The organism is Streptomyces sp. TSRI0107 (genome assembly GCF_001905845.1).
Lineage (GTDB): Bacteria > Actinomycetota > Actinomycetes > Streptomycetales > Streptomycetaceae > Streptomyces.
In genome coordinates, this window is sequence record NZ_LIVZ01000007.1 from 191087 (window position 1) to 210621 (window position 19535).

The window sequence follows — 19535 nt, forward strand, 5'->3', positions numbered from 1 at the left end:
TCGGCTCCTCCTGAGGGCGGGGGTTTCCACCGGGATGCCGGGCAGGGGTGCCGACGGGTGCCGGTTGGAGTGGGTGGTCCGGGCTGGGAGACTGGTGTTCATGAGCGACACCTCCCCCGCCCGTCCGGCCCCCGTTCTCGACGTCTGGTGCGAGCTTCAGTGCCCGGACTGCCGTACCGCCCTGGACGACCTTCGCGCCCTGCGCGCCCGTTACGGCGACCGTCTGGAGCTGCGGCTGCGGCACTTCCCGCTGGAGAAGCACAAGCACGCCTTCGCCGCCGCGCAGGCCGCCGAGGAGGCGCTGGAGCAGGGGAAGGGCTGGCCGTACGTCGAGGCGGTGCTGGACCGGGTCGAGGAGCTGGACCGTAAGGGAGAGCCCTTCCTGGTCGAGGTGGCCGGCGATCTCGGCCTGGACCCGGAGGAGTTCGACACCGCGCTGATCGACGGCCGGCACATCCTGATCGTGGACGCCGACCAGGCCGAGGGCAAGGCGATCGGCGTCACCGGCACCCCGACGTACGTCATCGGCGGCGAACGCCTCGACGGCGGCAAGAGCCAAGAGGGCCTGCGTGAGCGCATCGAGGAGATCGCCGACCGACTGCTCGCCGAGCGGGAGGCCTGACCGTCACAGCAGCGGCTTCTGCAGGGCGTACTGCGTCGTCTCGTAGCCGAGCGACGCGTACAGCCGCTCGGCCGGGGTGTTCCCGGCGAACACGTTCAGCCCGAGGACGCGCAGGCCGGCCGCCATGGACTGGGCCTCCGCGAGCAGCATGAGCGTACGGCCGTGGCCCCGCCCGCGGTGGGCCTCGTCGGCCTCCACCTTGTAGACGAACGCCTTGTCCTCGCGCAGGGCCAGCCAGAGGATGCCCACCCGGGTGCCCTCGTGCTCCAGGACGCTGAACCGCGTGTGCTCGCCGGCCAGGCCCTGGGGCAGCAGCTGCTGGTGGTCGCGCCGCGCCTTGGCGTGCGCCGCGGCCTCGGGCACGCCCCGCTCGATCCAGCTGCGCGCGTAGTCCTCGAAGGCGGGGACGCGCCACTCCTCGAACTCCGCCTCGGTCATGGGCCTGCCCCGGCTGCCCGCGGGCAGTGCGGGCGGGCTGTCGCCGAGCCGTTTCTCCATCCCGCGGTTGCGGACGGTGTAGCCGAGCGTCCGCACGAGCCGCAGGGCGCCCTCCGCGTCGGCGGGGACGGTCGCCTCGATCCGGGTGCAGCCCCAGCCGCGCGCCACCTCCTCCGCGGCGAGCAGGGCCACCGTGGCGCGGCCTCGTCTGCGGTCGGCCTCGTCGATGTGCAGGTGGTGCACGCTCGCCACCGTGTCACCGAGGGAGGACGAGGTTCCGAGATGTATGACGCCGACGGGACGGCTGTTCACGCACACCTGGTAGTGGCGTGAGCGCGTCCCGTCGGCGTGCTGCTGGAGCGGCCCGGTCGGCCGTAGGGTCGTGGTCATCACGGGTGTTCTACCCGCGCCGGGGCCCCGGGGTCAGCCGAATATCGCGCCGGTCGTCGCGGCGGTCACGGATCGAGGTCGTCGCCGGAACGCTCGTCGAAGATCCGCATGGCCTTGGCCGTCACCGCACCCGCCGTGCCGGGCAGTTCACGGTCGTCGACGCGGTGCACGGCCTGTACGTCCCGCAGGGTGGAGGTGAGGAAGACCTCGTCCGCGCGTTCCAGGACGTCCAGCGGGAGGTCGGTCTCCTTGGCGCCGGTCCACTCGACCGCCAGCGCGCGGGTGATGCCGGCGAGGCAGCCGGAGGCGAGGGGCGGGGTGTGGATCTCGCCGTCCAGGACGACGAAGACGTTCGATCCGGTGCCCTCGCAGAGCTGTCCGACGGTGTTGCCGAACAGCGCCTCGGACGCGCCGTGTTCGTGGGCGCGGGCCAGGGCGACGACGTTCTCGGCGTACGAGGTCGTCTTCAGGCCGGTCAGCGCGCCCCGCTCGTTACGGGTCCACGGCACGGTGATCACGGCGGTCGAGTCGGGCCGGCGCGAGGTCTCGCCGAGGGCGACGACCAGGGTCGGGCCGTGCTCTCCCCGGTCGGAGCCGAGCGGACCGTGGCCGCCGGTGTAGGTGATGCGCAGCCGGCCCAGCGGCATGGGGTTGGCCTCGAGGACGGCGGCGCAGCCGCGGCGGACCTCGTCGAGGTCGGGGTCGGGCAGACCCAGGCCGCGGGCCGAGCGGGTCAGCCGGTCGAGGTGACGGGTCAGGGCGAAGGGCCGGCCGTCCACCGCCTTCACGGTCTCGAAGATGCCGTCGCCCACGGTCAGCCCGTGGTCGAAGACGGAGACACGGGCGGATTCGACGTCCTGCAGCCCGCCGTCGAGCCAGATCTTCACGTAAGTACCTCTCCACTCACCTCGTACGTCCCCGACGCTACCGCGAGCAGCCGGGACGCCTTCAGTTCGGTCTCCCGCCACTCCCCCTCCGGGTCCGAGCCCCAGGTGATCCCGGCGCCGGTCCCGAACCGCAGGAGCGGCGTGCCCTCACCGGTGCCGTCGGTGCGGTCGATCCAGAAGGTCCGGATGCCGACGGCCAGCTCGCCGACGCCCCGGTCGGCGTCGACCCAGCCGATGCCGCCGCAGTACGGGCCGCGCGGGGCCGGCTCCAGGGCGTCGAGGATCCGCAGGGCGCTCGACTTGGGGGCGCCGGTGACCGAGCCCGGCGGGAAGGCGGCGGCCAGCAGTTCCGGCCAGCCCGCGCCGTCGCGCAGCTCGCCGCGCACGGTGGAGACCAGGTGCACCAGACCGGGGTGCTTCTCCACGGCGCACAGGTCGGGCACGGTGACGCTGCCGGTGGCGCAGACCCGCCCGATGTCGTTGCGGACCAGGTCCACGATCATCACGTTCTCGGCGTAGTCCTTCTCCAGGAGGTCCGCCTCGGTGCGTCCGGTGCCCTTGATCGGCCCGGACTCGACGACCCGCCCGTCCCGGCGCAGGAACAGCTCCGGGGAGGCGGTGGCTATCTCCACCCCGTGCCCTGGCAGGCGGATCGTTCCCGCGTACGGCGCCGGGTTGCCGCGGGCGAGCAGTGCGGTGAGGGCGTCGACGTCGGCGCCGGGGCCGACCGGGGCGGACAGCACCCGGCACAGGTTCGCCTGGTAGACCTCGCCGGCCGCGATGTGCTCGCGGATCCGCCGTACGCCCGCCGTGTACGCGGCACGGTCGAGGGACGACGTCCAGTCACCGGCCGCCGGTCCCCGCCAGGCACCCGGCACCGGGGCCGGGACCGGCACCTCGCGGACGTCCGCGAAGCGCGCGCAGGTCAGGCGGCCCTCGAAGTCCGCGGCGACGGCCCAGAAGCCGGTGGAGTCCAGGGCCGCGGGATCACCGGTGACGTCGAGGAGGCCGGTGGCGAGACGGTCGCCGAAGCGGGCGAGAGGAGCGAGGTCGAGCACGCTGTCGAGTCTAGGGCGGGTGTCCTGCGGGTGGCCCCGGCGTGTCCTTCCGGACGCCCCGGCCGGGTCGTCCCGTGGGTGCAGCGCAGCACGCTGCACAAACGCGTTTTTGTGCTGGCCCGGGAATCCGCTAGAGTTCAACACGTCGCCGGGACGCGGAAGCGGACCGAAACGACAAGCGGACGTAGCTCAGTTGGTAGAGCGCAACCTTGCCAAGGTTGAGGTCGCGAGTTCGAGCCTCGTCGTCCGCTCGCAGGAAAAGGGGATCTTCCCGATCCTCTACACTCCTGGTGGAGTGGCCGAGAGGCGAGGCAACGGCCTGCAAAGCCGTCTACACGGGTTCAAATCCCGTCTCCACCTCCAAGGACGATTAGCTCAGCGGGAGAGCGCTTCCCTGACACGGAAGAGGTCACTGGTTCAATCCCAGTATCGTCCACTGGATCTTCGGATCCTGGATCTTCTCGAAGATCCCCACCCGCGCGATTAGCTCAGCGGGAGAGCGCTTCCCTGACACGGAAGAGGTCACTGGTTCAATCCCAGTATCGCGCACGCAGTGCCCATGATCGGCTCCATGGCGTCAAGTGGATATGATCGTGGTCCCGAGGACGATTAGCTCAGCGGGAGAGCGCTTCCCTGACACGGAAGAGGTCACTGGTTCAATCCCAGTATCGTCCACACACCGGAAACCCCCGGCCGTCTTGAACGGTCGGGGGTTTCGTCGTCCTCATCGTCTTCGTGTCGTGGACCGAGGTCCCGGTGGACCGGTGGTCGGTCCACCGGGATCAGTGACTCAGCCGGTGACTCAGTGGTGACTCAGCTGGAGAAGAGCATGTGCCCGAAGCTCTTGTGGCGCTTGTGGCCGTAGTGACCGCCGTGCGGGGCGCCCCAGGCGGGGGCGGCCGGCTGGGTCGGGTACGGCTGCGGGGCCGGGGCGGGAGCGGCCGGCGGAGCCGGCGGTGCGGGCTGCGTCCACTGGGACTCCAGACGGGTCAGGGCCTCCAGCTCGCCGTAGTCGAGGAAGATCCCGCGGCAGTTCGCGCACTGCTCTATCTGGACTCCGTTGCGGTTGTAGGTGTGCATCGCGGCATGACACTTCGGACACTGCACGGTCGGCTCAACTCCTCGCCGGTCGATCCTGCTTCACGTATCGCCAGGACAGACTCTGTCCGGCTGCGGTCGGTTGCACCCTACTTCGCGGAGTTTCGAGCCAACTCCGTGGGGACCGTGGCCATTCGGTCGCAAGCGTCCACGAGCGACTGCTCGACCTCGTCCAGCGGGCGGCCCGCCGCTACGGCCTTCGCGATCGCCTGGGCGGCGGCCTGGACGGTGAGCGCGCGGGCCGGGACGTCCAGTGCGGGCCAGGGATCGCCGGTCGCGGGGACGGCCGGGCCCGCGGCGGTGCGGTAGGCGGTCAGGAAACGGGTCCACTCGTCCGGCGGAAGCAGCCCGCAGGCGTACCAGGCGGCCGGGCGGGCAAGATCCCAGGCCGGCACGCCCACGCCGAGGTCGTCGACGTCGATCAGCAGCCAGCGGGTGTCCGAGGCCGGGGCGCGGACGAGCTGACCGAGGTGGAGATCGCCGTGGCAGAGGGTGGTCGCGTCCGGCATGGGCTCCTCCGCGCGCGCCCAGGCGGGGAGGGAGGCCCAGGCGCGCAGCACGGCAGCGGTAGCGGCAGCGGGGTGGTGGTCGCCTTCGGCCGGGATTACGAGACGCGTGAGGCGGGCCACCGCGCGGGCAGCCTTCTCGGGGCCGCGCATGGCGGGCAGGGGGGCCGCCGGTGCGGGGGTGCGGTGAAGGCGTGCGAGGAGGGTGGCGGCGGCCTCCCAGGGGGCGGCGTCCGGGTCGTCGGGGTCGACCGGTGTGCCGTAGGGCCACAGGGTGACGAGGCGGCCGTGGAACGGCTCCGGCGTGGGGTCGAGCGGGGGCAGGAGGACGTCGGGGAGGCGGGCGGCCGTGGTGACGCGGGATCTGAGCTGGGCGGGGTCGGTATCAGGGGCGTGTGCCTTGGCTACGGCGGGACCGTGGCGGACGACGGTGGCGTCCGGGCGGTCGGCGAGGGTGGCGATCGCGGCGGGGCCACAAGCGCACGCGCGGGTGCTGCTGCTCGCGCCGGGGTGAGCGGCGGTACTGGCCTTGGCAGCGAGGGCGGTGAGAAGCGGGGGTGTCGGCACGCGGGATCCTGAGTGGTGGGGTGTTGGGGTGAGGGTACGTGGAGGTGCGGGGTGGGCTTGGGGGCTGGGCGGGGGGTGCGGGGGCTGGCGCGACCGGGCGCCTGTCTTCCCCGAGCTGATCGCGCAGGGGCGCGTCCAGCGCCCACCCGTGCCGGCGTAGGGGCACGAGTGCCTGCAGGCTGGGGCCGGGCTGGCGGGGGCCTGCGGCTGGGGCGAGCGGGAGCCTGCCGCCTGGGCGGGCGAGCGGCGCATCGCGGGGTTTGGCGGGAGAGTGGCGCTCGCGCGCAGTCAGGGGCAGTGGCGCCGACGGCGTAGGCGGACAGCGGCGGCCACGGCGTGGGCAGGGGCAAATGGCGGCTGAAGGCGGGCCCGGGGGCACTGTCGCTCGGGAGGTTTGCCGTGGCCGCGGTGGGGCTGAGTGGGATGCCGCTGATGCGGGTGCGGCATGCGCTGCGGCGGGGTGGGGCATGGGCGGCGTCCACTGAGGCGGACACCGTATGCGGCTGCGGCAGAGCGAGGCGGGGACGACGTCCGCCTGCGGCGGGCCGCATCCAGCCGAGGCGGAGCAGGCAGGAAACCTCATCCGCCCGGGGCAGAGACGGCGTCCCGCCCAGGTCGGTGGGGCACGGACGGCATCCACTGAGGCGGACATATGTGGCTGCGGCGGGGCAAGGCAGAAACAGCGTCCGCATGCGGTGCGGGCCGCATCCAGCCGCAGCCGCGTGAGGCAAGGGGCAGCATCCAGCCAACGCGCGGACGGGCGGGAACAGCGTCCGGCTGCGGCACCGTGGGATTGGCACAGCGCCCGGCTGAGGCGGGGCCGCATGCGGCTATGGCGGAGCGCAACAGGAGCCGCCCGACTGCGGCAGGCCGGGCAGACACGACGTCCGGCCGAGGCAAGTGGCGCAGGCGCGGCGTCCGGCCGCGGCGCACCGGGGCGGAGAGTTTCGGGTGCCGCAGGCGCGACGTCCGGCCGAGGCGCACCGGGGCGGAGAGTTTCGGGTGCCGCAGGCGCACGGCGGCCGACCGCAGTCGGGTGCTGGAGGCACGGCAGCCGGCCGAATTCCGGTGCCGCACGCACGGCAGTCGGCCAAAGTCGAGTGCCGCAGGCACCGCAGCCGACCGGGGCTCAGTGGGACAGGGGGGAGCGTCCAGACCCGGCGGATACGCAAGCGACGTCGGGCCGGGACGGCGTCCGGCATTGCAGGGGTCGCGTACGGAGAGCGTGGGATAGGTGGGTAAAGCAATGCCGGCGCAGCTCCCCAGCTGCGCCGGCATTTTGCCGTCCGCCGCACCCCCGTCCCCACGGGGTTATGGGTGGATGTCCCCGCCCGGACCGCTCTTCCGGGCCTGGGGTCGCCGCTCAGCGCCCCAGCATCACGCCCACGGACGACGCCTGTGTGGCCACTGTCTCCCAGCCGTCGAAGACGACCAGGAGCAGGACCGCCAGGGGAAGGGCCATCAGCGTCGCCACCAGCGGGTGGCGGCGGCCCTGGCGGCGTGGACGGAGCGCGGCGGCGTACGCCTTGCGTCCCTCCTCGCGGAGCAGCGTCCGCGGTGCCGTGTGGGCCATGGTCTTCTCCTGACCGTGATCAGTTGTCGTGGCAGCGGCGGGTGTCCGACCTCGGGGGACGAGTACTGCACCCGCCGCTTGACCTCAAATCTAGGCGGGCTGCGGAGGCCGCACGTCATGCCCTCGTACCGATTGCCTGGCCTCCCGGAGGATGAGCCATGAGCTGCGCTGTACTCCCCTGGGTGGAGACGGAGTGCTACGTCTCGGGGTCTTCCCGGAGGGGACGCCCGGAGTGTCCCTGCTTTTCCGAGCCGTCCTCCCGGGGGACCGGCTGTTCTACCAGCGCGAGGACCCGGTTCGCCATGAACCGTGCCGTACGGACGACGGCCCCGGTACGGGTGACTTCGCTCACTTCCACCACCCCTCGTCGCACGGCCGTCTCCACCCGGCGGCCCGCCCGGCTCGCCACCACCTCGTACGTCCGTGTCGTGTCGCCGGCGTCCACGACTATTTCCACTCGGTCACCCTTCACGGGATCAATCCCCCTTCTGGGACGGGTGGTTGAGTGCCCGCCGGCTGTGAAGTCGGGCTGTTCGCGGGCTCCCTGACCACCCTTCAAGTGTCCCACCCGGCACTGACAATCGATCGGATGGAGAGGGCGCGGCCTCTGCGCGCAGGCGGCCGGGGAAACGTAAGCTGTGCCACGTCAGACGGACCGGGCAGCGGGGATGAACATGGCGATGATGCGCCTGAGGCGCGAGGACCCGCGCGTCGTCGGCTCGTTCAAGCTTCACCGACGGCTCGGCGCGGGTGGGATGGGCGTTGTCTATCTGGGCTCCGACAAGAAGGGGCAGCGGGTCGCCCTGAAGGTGATCCGGCCCGATCTCGCAGAGGACCAGGAGTTCCGGTCGCGGTTCGCCCGCGAGGTCTCCGCGGCCCGCCGGATCCGGGGCGGCTGCACGGCCCGGCTGGTCGCGGCGGATCTGGACGCGGACCGGCCGTGGTTCGCCACGCAGTACGTGCCCGGCCCGTCCCTGCACGACAAGGTCGCCGACGAGGGCCCGCTGTTCGCGGCCGACGTCGCCGCGGTCGGGGCCGCGCTGTCGGAGGGCCTGGTCGCCGTCCACGAGGCGGGGGTCGTGCACCGGGACCTCAAGCCGTCCAACATCCTGCTGTCCCCCAAGGGGCCGCGGATCATCGACTTCGGTATCGCCTGGGCGACCGGGGCCTCGACCCTGACCCATGTGGGCACGGCGGTCGGCTCCCCCGGCTTCCTCGCCCCCGAGCAGGTGCGTGGCGCCGCGGTGACCCCGGCCACGGACGTGTTCTCGCTGGGTGCCACGCTCGCCTACGCCTCGACCGGCGACTCGCCCTTCGGGCAGGGCAGCTCCGAGGTGATGCTGTACCGCGTGGTCCACGAGGAGCCGCAGCTGCACGGCGTCCCGGACGCGCTGGCCCCGTTGGTGCGGGCCTGTCTGGCGAAGGACCCCGAGGAGCGGCCCAGCACCCTGGATCTTTCGCTGCGGCTGAAGGAGATCGCCGCCCGCGAGGCACAGGAGCTGATCGAGGGGCGTCCGCCCGCGCCACGCAGCAGTGAGGCGGACCGGCCCACCGGCCGGCTGGCGGACACCTACCCCGACCCGCAGCGCCCGCCGTCCCCGCGCCGGCCGCAGGGCCCGGCGAGCGCGCCCGGCACGCCCGCGCCCCGGGGCGCGGGTGCGGCGCGCGGCGCCGCGCCCGTACGGGGCGGTGGCCCCTCGCGAGGTCCGGTTCCGTCGCGCGGTGGTGGTGGTGCTTCCCGGGGCGGGGTTCCCTCGTCCCGGTCCGGGGCGCGGGCCACGCCCGCTTCACGGAACACCCCGGTCTCGCGGAACACCCCGGCCCCGCGCAACACCTCCGCTTCGCGCAACACCTCCGCCTCACGCAGTTCGACCCGTTCCGGCAGCGGTGCCCGTCCGGTGCCGCGCGGCGGATCCGGGCGGTCGGCGCCCAGGAACACCAAGACCGGGCTGCGGCCGGCCAATCCGCGGCTGCTGCGCCAGCGGCTGTTCGTGTTCGTCGTCGTGACCCTGCTCGTGGCGCTCGGCATCGGTCTCGTACAGGGCTGCCAGGGGTCGGCCCACGGGCTCGGCGACGAACGGGGAGGCGTCCCGGAGCGGCAGGAGCGGGTAGGGACGGACTACCGCCCGCTGGACGAGGGGCAGTTGATGTCCGAGCGGTACGAGTCGACCCTCGAGCGGTCGGAGTAAGCCGCGGGCGGTCGCCTGGCCGTGGCCGGCGACGGCTACGCCCCCGGGCGGCCCGTCGCCACCGCGTAGAACGCGACCGCTGCCGCCGCGCCCACGTTGAGGGAGTCCACGCCGTGGGACATGGGGATGCGGACCCATTCGTCGGCGGCGACCAGGGCCTGGGTGGTCAGGCCGTCGCCCTCGGCGCCGAGCATCAGGGCGACCCGGTCCATGCGGTGCGGGGCGGCCTCGTCGAGCGTCCTGGCCTTCTCGTCCGGGGTGAGGGCGAGGAGGGTGAAGCCGGCCTCGCGGACCGAGTCCAGGCTCTTGGGCCAGCTGTCGAGGCGGGCGTACGGGACGGAGAAGACCGCGCCCATGGAGACCTTGACGCTGCGGCGGTAGAGGGGGTCGGCGCAGTCCGGGGAGAGGAGTACCGCGTCCATGCCGAGGGCGGCCGCCGAGCGGAAGATGGCGCCGATGTTGGTGTGGTCGTTTACGCCTTCCATGGCGACGACCCGGCGGGCGGTGCGCAGGAGGTCGGCCGCCGTCGGCAGCGGCTTGCGCTGCATGGAGGCGAGGGCGCCGCGGTGCACGTGGTAGCCGGTGACGCGTTCGGCGAGTTCCGGGGTGACCGCGTAAACGGGCGCCGGGAGCTCGTCGATGACGTCGCGCATGACGTCGACCCACTTGGCGGACAGCAGCATCGACCGCATCTCGTATCCGGCGTCCTTGGCCCGCCGGATGACCTTCTCGCCCTCGGCGATGAACAGGCCCTCGGCGGGTTCGCGCTTGCGGCGCAGCTCGACGTCGGTCAGGCCCGTGTAGTCGTGCAGACGCGGGTCGTCGGGGTCATCGACGGTGATGAGATCGGCCACAGGGTGATACTGCCTTGCTCTGGGGTGCTGCCAACGGCACGGAACGGGTTCTGTTACTCCGGGTTACGCCTAGGTCCGGGGGCCTACGGTGACCACCTCGCCGATCACGATGACCGCCGGGGGCTTGACCTCGCTGGTACGGACCGTCTCGGCGACCGTGGCCAGGGTGGCGTCGACGCGGCGCTGGGCCGCCGTCGTGCCCTCCTGCACCAGGGCGACCGGGGTGTCCGGGGACTTGCCGTGCGCGACCAGGGTCTCGGCGATCTTGCCGATCTTGTCGACGCCCATCAGCACCACCAGCGTGCCGGTGAGCTTCGCGAGGGACGCCCAGTCGACCAGCGAGCGCTCGTCGTCGGGGGCCACATGGCCGCTGACCACCGTGAACTCGTGGGCGACGCCCCGGTGGGTGACGGGGATGCCGGCCGCGCCCGGGACCGAGATCGAGCTGGAGATGCCGGGGACGACCGTGCAGGGGATGCCCGCCTCGGCGAGCGCCTGGAGCTCTTCCATGCCCCGGCCGAAGACGTACGGGTCGCCGCCCTTGAGCCGTACCACCGACTTGCCCTGCTTGGCGTGCTCGATGAGGGCGTTGTTGATGGCCTCCTGGGCCATGAAACGGCCGTACGGGATCTTCGCCGCGTCGATCACCTCGACGTGCGGGGGCAGCTCGGCGAGCAGGTCGCGCGGGCCGAGGCGGTCGGCGATGACCACGTCGGCCTCGGCGAGCAGACGCCGGCCGCGGACCGTGATCAGGTCCGGGTCGCCGGGGCCGCCGCCGACCAGGGCGACGCCCGGGGTGCGGGTGCGGTGGTGGGGGGCGACGAGGGTGCCGTCACGCAGTCCCTCGACGACCGCGTCGCGGATGGCGGCGGTGTGGCGGGGGTCGCGGCCGCGTGCGTCCGTGGTGAGCACGGCGACGGTGACGCCCTCGCTGTGGCCCGTCGCCGGGGTCCAGGCGGTGGCCGCGTCGGCGTCGTCGGAGCGGACGCACCACACGCGGTGGCGCTCCGCCTCGGCGGAGGCGGCGGTGTTCGCGTCCGGGTCGCTGGTGGCGATCAGGGCGTACCAGGCGTCGGCGAGGTCGCCTTCGGCGTACGGGCGCTTCTGCCAGGTGATCTCGCCCGCGTCCGCCATCGCCTCGACGGAGGGGGTGGCCTCCGGGGAGACGAGATGGATGTCGGCGCCCGCCGCGATGAGGGCCGGGAGGCGGCGCTGGGCCACCTGGCCGCCGCCGAGGACGACCACTTTGCGGCCGGTGAGGCGGAGGCCTACGGGGTAGGCGGGGTGTTCGGCCATGAGGGGACGGCTCCTCGTGCTGGCAGGCGGGGGGCGCTTCGGCGTCGGAGCAGCCCTGACGTGCGGATTTTAGAGTGCGAACGGGGCAGGCGACAGGAGCGGTCCGATGGCTGAACACCGGACCGCCCCGCGCGGCACGCCTACTTCTCGGTGACGCCCGCCGAGTCGAACGTCGCCACCTCGTGCATCGCCCGGGCGGTGCTCTGGACCATCGGGAGGGCGAGGAGGGCGCCGGTGCCCTCGCCGAGGCGGAGGTCGAGGTCGACCAGGGGGCGCAGGCCCAGCTTGTTCAGGGCGGCGACGTGGCCCGGTTCGGCGCTGCGGTGGCCCGCGATGCAGGCGGCCAGGACCTCGGGGGCGATGGCGCGGGCCACCAGGGCGGCGGCGCCCGCGCTGACGCCGTCCAGGATCACCGGCGTACGCAGGGACGCGCCGCCGAGGAGGAGGCCGACCATGGCGGCGTGCTCCAGGCCGCCGATCGCGGCGAGGACGCCGATGGGGTCCGCCGGGTCCGGCTGGTGGACCTCGATGGCGCGACGGACGACCTCGGTCTTGCGGGCCAGGGTCTCGTCGTTGATGCCGGTGCCACGGCCCGTCACCTCGGCCGGGTCGGCGCCCGTGAAGACGGAGATCAGGGCGGCGGACGCGGTGGTGTTCGCGATGCCCATCTCGCCGGTCAGCAGCGCCTTGTTGCCGGCCGCGACCAGGTCGCGGGCCGTCTCGATGCCCACCTCGATGGCCTGCTTGGCCTCTTCGCGGGTCATCGCCGGGCCGGTGGTCATGTCGGCGGTGCCCGGCCGGACCTTGCGGGGCAGCAGACCCGGGGTCGACGGCAGGTCGGCGGCGACACCGACGTCGATGATGCAGACCTCGGCGCCCACCTGGCCGGCGAACGCGTTGCAGACCGCTCCCCCGCCGAGGAAGTTGGCCACCATCTGGGCGGTGACCTCCTGCGGCCACGGCGTGACGCCCTGGGCGTGCACACCGTGGTCGCCCGCGAAGATCGCGACCGCCGCGGGCTCCGGGATCGGCGGCGGGCACTGCCGGGACAGGCCGCTCAGCTGGGCGGAGATGATCTCCAGCATGCCGAGCGCGCCGGCCGGCTTCGTCATCCGCTTCTGGCGCTCCCACGCCTCACCGAGCGCCTTGGCGTCCAGCGGGCGGATCTGCGCGACGGTCTCCGCGAGCAGGTCGTGCGGCTCCTCACCGGGCAGGGCACGGCGGCCGTACGTCTCCTCGTGGACCACCCAGGACAGCGGGCGGCGCTTGGACCAGCCGGCCTGCATCAGCTCGGGCTCGTCCGGGAACTCGTCGACGTACCCGACGCAGAGGTAGGCGATGACCTCCAGGTGCTCGGGCAGGCCGAGCGCGCGGACCATCTCCCGCTCGTCGAAGAAGCTGACCCAGCCGACGCCGAGGCCCTCCGCGCGGGCGGCGAGCCACAGGTTCTCCACCGCGAGGGCGGCGGAGTACGGCGCCATCTGCGGCTGGGTGTGCCGGCCGAGGGTGTGACGGCCGCCGCGGGTCGGGTCGGCGGTGACGACGATGTTCACCGGGGTGTCGAGGATGGCCTCGATCTTCAGTTCCTTGAACTGCTTCGCGCGGCCCTTCGGCAGGGACTTCGCGTACGCCTCGCGCTGACGCATCGCCAGCTCGTGCATGGCCCGGCGGGTGTCGGCGGACCGGATGACGACGAAGTCCCAGGGCTGCGAGTGGCCCACGGAGGGCGCGGTGTGCGCCGCCTCCAGGACGCGGAGCAGCACCTCGTGCGGGATGGGGTCGCTGCGGAAGCCGTTGCGGATGTCCCGGCGTTCCCGCATGACCTTCAGGACGGCCTCGCGCTCGACGTCGGTGTAGGCGGGGGCGGCAGGGCCTGTGGACTGTCGTGCGTCCGCCACGGGGGCCGTGCCTTCTTCTTGCTGGTCTTCCTGCTCGGCGGCCCGGGTGTCCAGGTCGTCCGCCTGCTGTACGAGTGCGACCTCGTCCGTGTCCTCGGCGGCGGCCGCCTGCTCGGGCTCGCGGGGCGCCGGGACCGTGGGCGCGAGGTTGGGCGTCGTCGGGATCGAGCCCTCCACCGGCACGAACTGAGCCACGGCCTGCTCCGCGTCGGGCTCGGTGGCCAGGGGGGCGGGGGCGTCGGCGGGCGCCTCGGGGGCGGGGGCCTCAGGGGCCGCAGGGGCCTCAGCAGCGGGGATCTCCGCGGGTGCCTCGGGGGCTGCGTCGATCTGTACGTCGTCGGCCGGTACGGCGGCGCTCGGGACGTCCGCGACGGCGGCTTCGGGCTCGGGGGCCGGCTCCTGGGCGGGCGGGGCGACGGGCTGCTCGACGAGCTGGTCGACGGGGGGTTGCGGCTGCGGCTCCGGCAGGGCCTCCGCCGGCTGCTCGGGCTCTACGGCCTGCGGAGCTTCCGCGGGCACGGGCGCCTCGACGACCGGAGCGGGCGCCTCGGGAGCCTGCTCGGCGGCAACGGCGACGGCCTCCGGGGTCTGAAGAGCCTCAGGAGCCTGCGGCACCTCCGGGACGACCGCCTCGGGAGCCTGCGGCGCCTCAGGCGCGGCCTGCTCGGGCGCCTCGGCGGCGACGGGGACGATCTGTTCCGGCGCCTGCGGCACCTCGGGGGCCGGCTCCGGCGCGGCGACGGGCTGGACCTGCTCGGCATCGGGCTCCGGCACCTGTACGGCGACCGGGCCCTGCAAGGCCTCCGGCTGCTGCGGCTCGGCCGGAACCTCGGCGACCCGACCGGCGTCCGGAGCGGGGATCGGGGTGGCGTCGGGAAGCTGAACGGGGGTGACCGGGTCGGCGTCGGCCGGGGCCACCGCGGCGGCGACCTGAACGTCCTCGGCAGCCACCCCTTCGGGGGCTACCTCGACCTCGGCGGCAGCCTCCGCGACAACCTCCGCGGGCTCCTGCGGGGCCTCGGCGACCGCGTCCGCGGGCACCTGCCCGGTGCTCGCGTCCTCCCCTGCGGCAGCGGGGAACTCAACGACCTCCGGTACGACGGCGGCAGCGGCCGCCTCGACCTGGGCCTGAGCAGCGGCTTCTGCTTCGACGGCAGCCGCGACGGGGGCCTGGACGGCGGCCTCGGCCTCCACGGCAGCCTCGACCGGGACCTCAACGCCCCCGGAAACGTCAGCAGCCTCCTCGGCCGCCTCGACCGCCGGACCGACCGGCACGTCAGCCACCTCGGCCGCTTCAGCAGTAGCAGCCGTATCGGCGCTATCGGCGCTATCGGCCACAGCCTGTGCAGCCTCCGGACCCTGCTCGGCCTCCACCGCACCCGCCATCGCCGACGCCGTCGCCTGGCTGGTGAGGCGGGCCACCGCCGCCTGGGCCGCGTCGGCGGGCTCCGGCTGGGCGGCGACAGGCGGGACAACCGTTTCCGCAGGGGCCGGCTCTGCGGCGACCGGCGCCTGCACCGGGGCTGCGGCCTGCACCGGAGCGGCCGGGGCCTGCGTCTGGACCGGCGCCTGCGCACCCCACGGTGCCGCGCCCTGGGGCGGCAGGTCGCGCGGGACGTCGAGGTACTCGGGGCCGCGGTCGGCGAGGGAGCGGACCGGGCTGGCGGAGGCGTCGGGGATCTGCGGGCCGAGGTGCAGCGGACGGCGCGGGGTGATCGGCGGGATCGGCGTCGTCGGCGCGGTCGGCAGCGTCGGGTTGGGCAGGCGGACGCCGGTGAGGTCGACCGAGCCGCTGTCCCGGCCGGCCAGCTCGTGCGGGCCGGGTTCGTGGACGGCCTCGACGACCGGCTCGGGCGCCGGCGGGGCCACCTCGTTGCCCCAGGCGCCCTGGGCGCCGGGCAGCAGCAGGTCTTCGTCCTCGGCGGGTGTCTCGGAGAGGTAGGTGTACGCTCCGGGCGCGGCGACGCCCGGCTGCTCCACCATGCCTGCGTTCTCCGGCAGCCCCTCGCCCGGGACCTGGCCGGTGTCGGTCATGCGTACCCCTCGCCCATCGGTTGATGCTTCTACGACCAGCTCACCCGGAACGGCGCACCGACCGCCCGTAGTGAAGAACGAGCGTGCGTGCCCAGCGGCACGAACGACCGCCCGGAAAAGGCGACAAAGCCATTCAGTGGCATTGTCGCGGTCGTTCCGCCGTCAGGACAGCTCGATCCACGACGGCCCGCTGTGGACTGCGCCACGTTGCGCGTCCTCCCGGTTGTTGCCGTACCACACACACCCCAAAAAGGGCGTGTTTTCGGGACATTGACCGACGGGGTGCCGGACGTCCTGGTGCGGTGCAGCGATCGGCCAGCCTACCGCGCGCGGTACGACAACCGGATCACGGGGCGCGATCCGGGAGAACCCCGCTGAGCAGGAACGCGACGCTCCGCTCCTTCTCCGTCCAGTGGCGGGTGTCGAGTTCCACGGACTGCAGCAGGGCGCACTGGACCCGGTAGCCGTGCTCGGTCAGATCGCGGCCGACGAGTTCGGCGGCGTCGCGGGTGGCAGCGTGGGTGACGATGCGCTGCGGGCGGCGGTCGGCGACCGCGGAGACCACGGCCGCTCCCCCGCCGCCGATCCGGACGACGTCCGGTTCGGGCAGGTTCTCCAGGACGTGCGGGGCGATGCCCTGGACGACCTGGAGCTGGACTCCGAAGCGGCGGGCGGCGGCCTGGGCGCGGGCGCAGGCGGCGGGGTCCCGGTCGACGGCGATGACGGCGGCGCCGGCCCGGGCGGCCTCGACGGCGAAGGCGCCGGATGCCGAGCCGATGTCCCACACGAGGTCGCCCACGCGGGGGCCGAGGCGGGCGAGTTGGGCGGCGCGCAGCGGTTCGGTCTCGCCTTCGCCGAGTTCGGCGTCGTAGGCCTCGGCGGGCAGGGTCCAGCCGCGCGGGCCGGCGGCCGGGTCGCGGCCGGCGATCCAGCCGCCGCCCTCGGTCGCGGCGACGGGTCCGCCGATGACGATGACGACGTTCGGGTCGCGCCAGGTGTGATCGGCGGCGTTGTCGGAGGTGACGACGGTGACCTGCTCGCGGTCGGTGCCGAGTTCCTCGCAGATGACGAAGGTGCGGTGGACTCCGTCCAGGAGGAGTCCGAGTTCGGCGGGGCCGGCGCCGGGGGCGGTGAGGACCGCCACCTTGGTGTGGGCCCGGCATACATTCACCGCGCGTCGCAGGGTGCGAGGGTGTGCGACGACCACGTGTGCGTCGTCCCAGGGCATTCCGGCGCGGGCGAAGGCGGCGGCCACCGAGGAGACGGCGGGCACGACTTCGACCTCCAGGCCGAACTCGGGTGCGCGCAGGGTCCGTACGACGCCGAAGAAGCCGGGGTCGCCGTCGGCGAGCACCACGGCCGTGCCGCGGTGGGCGGCGATGCGGCGGGCGGCGAGGGCGACGCTGCCGAGGCGGATGCGTTCGGCGGTGGGGGGCACCTCGGGCAGGGCGAGGTGGTGGGCGGCACCGGCCACCAGCGTGGCGGCGCCGAGGGCGGCGCGTGCCGCGGCGGTCAGCGGAGAGCCGTCCCAGCCGATCACCGTGACCCGGTCGGCCATCGTCGTCAGTCTCCTGTTGGTTCGCGCGGGTCGTCGGGGCAGGCCCCGTGAGAGTACCCGGTGGGGCCGCGGGCGGGGCGGGCGACCTCGCCGGTGGATTCAGTTCCAGTCCGGGTACGACGTGAAACCTCGGGTGTCCGCCAGCTCCTCGGCGACACCGGCCAGGTCCTCCGGCAGCAGGCTCCAGACGATGACATCGGTGCGTACGTCGCTCCACGCTCCGCTCTCGGTGCGGGACCGGGCTATCCAGGCGCCGCGCAGGACGCCCTCGCTGATACAGCCGATCTTCTGGGCGACCTGCTGGGAGGCGGTGTTGTCGGCGGCGGTGCGCAGTTCCAGCCGTTCGAACTTCTGGTCGTTGAAGAGCCACTGGGCGGTGGCCAGGGCGGCCTCGGAAGCGTAGCCCTCGCCGCGGGCCCAGGGGGCGATGACGTAGGCGAGTTCGCTGGCGCGGACCCGCCAGTCTGTGTTGCGCAGGTGCACCGTGCCGACCAGACGCTGGGTCAGGAACTCGGTGACGGCGAGGACGACGCCGCGGCCCTCGGTGCGTTCGGCGGGGGCGCGTTCGGTGATCCAGGCGCGGGCGTCGGCCTCGGTGTAGGGGTGCGGTACGGAGGTCCAGGCGACGACGAGTTCGTCGTTCATCATCTCGGCGAAGGCCTCGACGTCCGGCTCCTCGAAGGGGCGCAGGACCAACCGCTCCGTGCTGATGGAGATGTTGGGGAAGGTGCTCGTCATGGCGCCGCTCCGTAACCTGTGAAACCGTCAGGGCCTGCTGAACTGCCCAGCATGCAGCATGAAAGCACCGAACCGCACAACGGGGTCCGCTCCGCCTGGAGGGACCCCGTCGTGCGGTGTGCCGGGTCAGCCGGAGGTGACCGGGAGGACCGAGCCCTGGTACTCGTCCTCGATGAACTTCGCCACCTCGGGCGAGGTGAGGAGGTCGGCGAGCTTGCGCACCCGCGGATCGTCCTCGTCGCCGCGCTTGACGGCGAGGATGTTGGCGTAGGGGTTGTCCTTCGCCGACTCCAGGAGGATGGCGTCCTCGGTGGGGCTGAGGCCCGCGTCCTGGGCGTAGTTGTTGTTGATGACCGCGGCGGCCACGTCGTCGAGCGAGCGGGGCAGCTGGGCGGGCTCCAGCTCCTTGAACGTGAGGTTCCTGGGGTTGGCGGTGATGTCCGCGGGGGACGCGTCCGTGCCGGCGTCCTTCCTGAGCGTGATCACGCCCTTGGAGGCGAGCAGCTTCAGGGCGCGGCCCTCGTTGGTGGTGTCGCTGGGCACGGCGACGGTGGCTCCGTCGGCGAGCTTCGCGACGTCGTCGGTCTTCTTGGAGTAGACGCCCATGGGCGGCAGGTAGGCGTCGACGACGGGGACCAAGTCGGTGCCCTTGGCCTGGTTGAAGTCGTCCAGGTAGGGCTCGTTCTGGTAGAGGTTCGCGTCGAGCGCGCCCTCCTGGAGGGCGGTGTTCGGCACGACGTAGTCGGTGAACTCCCGGATCTCCAGTTCCAGGCCGGCGTCCTCGGCGAGGTTGTCCTGGATGTACGTCAGGACCTCGCCGGCCGGGACGGCGGTGGCGCCGACGACGAGGGTGTCGTCGGCGCCACCGCCGGAGCCGGAGCCGCAGGCCGCCAGACCGAGGGTGAGGGTGAGGGCGGTGGTCGCGAGGAGTGCGGTGCGGCGGGTGCGCACGGCCGTCAGAAGGCCGCGACGACGGCGCCGTCGTACTCGTCGTCGATGAACTTCTTCACCTCGGGCGAGGTGAGGAGCTTGGCGAGCTTCTGGACGCGCGGGTCGTCCTCGTTGCCCTTCTTGACGGCGAGGAAGTTGCCGTACGGGTTGTCCTTGGGGGACTCGGCGGCGATGGCGTCCTTCGCCGGGCTGAGGTCGGCCTCCAGGGCGTAGTTGCCGTTGATCACCGCGGCGTCGACGTCACCGAGGGAGCGCGGCAGCTGGGCCGCCTCCAGCTCCTTGAACTCGAGGTTCTTCGGGTTGGACTCGATGTCCTTCGGGGTCGCCTCGTAGCCGACACCGGCCTTGAGCTTGATGACGCCGTTGGCCTCCAGCAGCTTCAGCGCGCGGGCCTCGTTGGTCGTGTCGTTCGGGACCGCGATCGTGGCGCCCTTCTCCAGGTCGGCGAGCTTCTTGACGCCCTGGGAGTAGACGCCGAGCGGCTCCAGGTGGACCGTCGCGCCGGGGACGGCGACGATGTCGGTGCCGTTCTTCTTGTTGAAGTCGTCGAGGTAGGGCTGGTGCTGGAAGTAGTTGGCGTCCACCTCGCCCTGGTCGACGGCCGTGTTCGGCGTGACGTAGTCGGTGAACTCCTTGACCTCGAGCTCGAGGCCCTGCTTCTCCGCGAGGTTGTCCTTGATGTAGTTCAGGATCTCGGCCTGCGGGGTGGCGGTGGCGGCGACGGTGAGCGGTCCGCTCGCGTCGGAGCCGGAGTCCTTGTCGGAGCCGCAGGCGGTGAGCCCGAAGGTCAGTGCTCCGGCGGCGAGGACGGCGGTGGTGATCTTGGCGGTGTTACGCACGAAAAGTGCCTTTCCTTATGGGTGGTGCGACCCCGTCGT

General features: G+C 73.0%; 16 protein-coding genes and 5 tRNA genes. 7 read left to right on the forward strand and 14 right to left on the reverse strand.

The features are described from left to right. Positions 1–100 precede the first annotated feature (100 nt). Positions 101–622: a DsbA family protein gene (locus tag AMK31_RS20105; RefSeq protein WP_198948522.1), complete on the forward strand. Its 522-nt coding sequence runs from the start codon at positions 101–103 to the stop codon at positions 620–622. A gap of 3 nt (positions 623–625) precedes the next feature. Here AMK31_RS20105 and AMK31_RS20110 read toward each other — a convergent pair whose 3' ends face one another. From AMK31_RS20110 to AMK31_RS20120, 3 genes are all read right to left on the reverse strand, one after another. Beyond that, entirely contained in the window at positions 626–1450 is an 825-nt protein-coding gene (locus tag AMK31_RS20110; RefSeq protein WP_073941965.1) for a GNAT family N-acetyltransferase, read from the reverse strand. A 65-nt stretch (positions 1451–1515) separates the two neighbouring features. Then, a complete protein-coding gene (locus tag AMK31_RS20115; protein ID WP_073941966.1) occupies positions 1516–2337 on the reverse strand; it encodes an aminotransferase class IV in 822 nt (273 codons plus the stop codon). After that, on the reverse strand, positions 2334–3395 hold the full coding sequence (locus tag AMK31_RS20120; RefSeq protein ID WP_073941967.1) for a chorismate-binding protein: 1062 nt from the start codon (positions 3393–3395) through the stop codon (positions 2334–2336). Before AMK31_RS20120 ends, AMK31_RS20115 begins: the two co-directional genes overlap by 4 nt. Before the next feature lie 178 nt (positions 3396–3573). Between AMK31_RS20120 and AMK31_RS20125 the strand changes: the two genes are divergently transcribed. From AMK31_RS20125 to AMK31_RS20145, 5 genes are all read left to right on the forward strand, one after another. Further along, positions 3574–3646: transfer RNA gene (locus tag AMK31_RS20125), tRNA-Gly, on the forward strand. 38 nt (positions 3647–3684) lie between these two features. Next, positions 3685–3758: transfer RNA gene (locus AMK31_RS20130), tRNA-Cys, on the forward strand. 1 nt (position 3759) lies between these two features. Beyond that, positions 3760–3831 (forward strand) — tRNA-Val (locus AMK31_RS20135). A 41-nt stretch (positions 3832–3872) separates the two neighbouring features. Then, a tRNA-Val gene (locus tag AMK31_RS20140) sits at positions 3873–3944 on the forward strand. A gap of 54 nt (positions 3945–3998) precedes the next feature. Continuing rightward, a tRNA-Val gene (locus AMK31_RS20145) sits at positions 3999–4070 on the forward strand. A gap of 138 nt (positions 4071–4208) precedes the next feature. On the opposite strand, the gene AMK31_RS20150 is transcribed toward AMK31_RS20145, so the two are convergent. The 4 genes from AMK31_RS20150 to AMK31_RS20165 all read right to left on the reverse strand — a co-directional run bounded on the left by AMK31_RS20150 (position 4209) and on the right by AMK31_RS20165 (position 7611). Beyond that, the gene (locus AMK31_RS20150) at positions 4209–4502 is read right to left on the reverse strand and encodes a TFIIB-type zinc ribbon-containing protein (RefSeq protein ID WP_073941968.1); all 294 of its coding nucleotides are present in this window, start codon (positions 4500–4502) and stop codon (positions 4209–4211) included. A gap of 80 nt (positions 4503–4582) precedes the next feature. After that, a complete protein-coding gene (locus AMK31_RS20155) occupies positions 4583–5566 on the reverse strand; it encodes an aminoglycoside phosphotransferase family protein (RefSeq protein WP_073941969.1) in 984 nt (327 codons plus the stop codon). 1363 nt (positions 5567–6929) lie between these two features. Then, a complete protein-coding gene (locus tag AMK31_RS20160) occupies positions 6930–7139 on the reverse strand; it encodes a hypothetical protein (protein ID WP_073941970.1) in 210 nt (69 codons plus the stop codon). Positions 7140–7335: 196 nt separating this feature from the next. After that, positions 7336–7611, reverse strand: coding sequence for a hypothetical protein (locus AMK31_RS20165; RefSeq protein ID WP_073941971.1), 276 nt, complete (start codon positions 7609–7611; stop codon positions 7336–7338). A gap of 196 nt (positions 7612–7807) precedes the next feature. Between AMK31_RS20165 and AMK31_RS20170 the strand changes: the two genes are divergently transcribed. Beyond that, on the forward strand, positions 7808–9328 hold the full coding sequence (locus AMK31_RS20170) for a serine/threonine-protein kinase (RefSeq protein ID WP_073941972.1): 1521 nt from the start codon (positions 7808–7810) through the stop codon (positions 9326–9328). 35 nt (positions 9329–9363) lie between these two features. Here AMK31_RS20170 and AMK31_RS20175 read toward each other — a convergent pair whose 3' ends face one another. The 7 genes from AMK31_RS20175 to AMK31_RS20205 all read right to left on the reverse strand — a co-directional run bounded on the left by AMK31_RS20175 (position 9364) and on the right by AMK31_RS20205 (position 19496). Beyond that, a complete protein-coding gene (locus AMK31_RS20175; protein WP_073941973.1) occupies positions 9364–10182 on the reverse strand; it encodes a TrmH family RNA methyltransferase in 819 nt (272 codons plus the stop codon). A 69-nt stretch (positions 10183–10251) separates the two neighbouring features. Then, complete coding sequence (gene cobA / locus AMK31_RS20180) at positions 10252–11478, reverse strand: uroporphyrinogen-III C-methyltransferase (RefSeq protein ID WP_073941974.1); 1227 nt, start codon at positions 11476–11478, stop codon at positions 10252–10254. A gap of 140 nt (positions 11479–11618) precedes the next feature. Further along, positions 11619–15410: a nicotinate-nucleotide--dimethylbenzimidazole phosphoribosyltransferase gene (cobT, locus tag AMK31_RS20185; protein WP_073941975.1), complete on the reverse strand. Its 3792-nt coding sequence runs from the start codon at positions 15408–15410 to the stop codon at positions 11619–11621. A gap of 346 nt (positions 15411–15756) precedes the next feature. Further along, positions 15757–16968 carry a precorrin-6y C5,15-methyltransferase (decarboxylating) subunit CbiE gene (gene cbiE / locus AMK31_RS20190; RefSeq protein WP_073941976.1) on the reverse strand — a complete coding sequence of 404 codons (1212 nt, stop codon included), beginning with the start codon at positions 16966–16968 and terminating at the stop codon, positions 15757–15759. Positions 16969–17067: 99 nt separating this feature from the next. Next, on the reverse strand, positions 17068–17706 hold the full coding sequence (locus AMK31_RS20195; protein WP_073941977.1) for a GNAT family N-acetyltransferase: 639 nt from the start codon (positions 17704–17706) through the stop codon (positions 17068–17070). 126 nt (positions 17707–17832) lie between these two features. Then, positions 17833–18657 (reverse strand): MetQ/NlpA family ABC transporter substrate-binding protein, encoded by an 825-nt coding sequence (locus AMK31_RS20200; protein WP_073941978.1) that lies wholly within the window; start codon positions 18655–18657, stop codon positions 17833–17835. A gap of 5 nt (positions 18658–18662) precedes the next feature. After that, positions 18663–19496 carry a MetQ/NlpA family ABC transporter substrate-binding protein gene (locus AMK31_RS20205; RefSeq protein WP_073941979.1) on the reverse strand — a complete coding sequence of 278 codons (834 nt, stop codon included), beginning with the start codon at positions 19494–19496 and terminating at the stop codon, positions 18663–18665. Between the last annotated feature and the right edge of the window lie 39 nt (positions 19497–19535).

Excerpts from the sequence above, each read along its gene's own strand:
- AMK31_RS20105 (WP_198948522.1), top strand. The coding sequence starts at position 101 with ATGAGCGACACCTCCCCCGCCCGTCCGGCCCCCGTTCTCGACGTCTGG.
- AMK31_RS20110 (WP_073941965.1), bottom strand. The coding sequence starts at position 1,450 with ATGACCACGACCCTACGGCCGACCGGGCCGCTCCAGCAGCACGCCGAC.
- AMK31_RS20160 (WP_073941970.1), bottom strand. The coding sequence starts at position 7,139 with ATGGCCCACACGGCACCGCGGACGCTGCTCCGCGAGGAGGGACGCAAG.
- AMK31_RS20170 (WP_073941972.1), top strand. The coding sequence starts at position 7,808 with ATGAACATGGCGATGATGCGCCTGAGGCGCGAGGACCCGCGCGTCGTC.
- cobA (WP_073941974.1), bottom strand. The coding sequence starts at position 11,478 with ATGGCCGAACACCCCGCCTACCCCGTAGGCCTCCGCCTCACCGGCCGC.
- cobT (WP_073941975.1), bottom strand. The coding sequence starts at position 15,410 with ATGACCGACACCGGCCAGGTCCCGGGCGAGGGGCTGCCGGAGAACGCA.
- cbiE (WP_073941976.1), bottom strand. The coding sequence starts at position 16,968 with ATGGCCGACCGGGTCACGGTGATCGGCTGGGACGGCTCTCCGCTGACC.
- AMK31_RS20195 (WP_073941977.1), bottom strand. The coding sequence starts at position 17,706 with ATGACGAGCACCTTCCCCAACATCTCCATCAGCACGGAGCGGTTGGTC.